The sequence below is a fragment of the Grimontia marina genome (genome assembly GCF_900060185.1).
GTDB classification, from domain to species: domain Bacteria; phylum Pseudomonadota; class Gammaproteobacteria; order Enterobacterales; family Vibrionaceae; genus Enterovibrio; species Enterovibrio marinus.
Genome location: NZ_FIZY01000274.1, coordinates 1 through 553 on the forward strand (window position 1 = coordinate 1; position 553 = coordinate 553).

The 553-nt window shown below is 45.6% G+C and carries 1 protein-coding gene; it reads left to right on the forward strand.

Annotation, left to right across the window (positions count from 1 at the left end; all coding sequences use genetic code 11):
* A partial coding sequence (locus GMA8713_RS26395; protein ID WP_232314582.1) for a glutamate--tRNA ligase family protein occupies nucleotides 1-553 on the forward strand: 553 nt, incomplete at both ends.

The window sequence follows — 553 nt, forward strand, 5'->3', positions numbered from 1 at the left end:
ACGATTTCAGGTCTACGCCGCCGTGGATTCACACCAGCATCGATTCGAGAGTTTTGCAAACGCATTGGGGTGACAAAACAGGAAAATATGATCGAATTCAGTTCGTTAGAGTCTTGCATCCGTGAAGACTTAAACGAACATGCGCCTCGCGCCATGGCGGTTCTTGACCCTCTAAAAGTGGTGATCGAAAACTTTGATGCCGATAAAGTGGAAACATTGACGCTTGCTAATCACCCAAATAAACCGGAAATGGGTGAGCGCGAAGTACCCTTTACGCGTGAGTTATGGATCGAACGTGAAGATTTCCGTGAAGAAGGCAACAAGAAATACAAACGTTTAGTGCTAAGCAGAGAGGTTCGCTTACGCGGCGCTTACGTAATAAAAGCAGAACGCATTGAAAAAGATGCACAAGGCAATATTACGACAATATTCTGCACTTACGATATGGATACTCTGGGTAAAAACCCGGCAGATGGACGCAAAGTGAAAGGTGTTATTCACTGGGTATCCGCCGATAAAGCCTTGCCAGCTGAAATTCGTTTGTATGATCGCC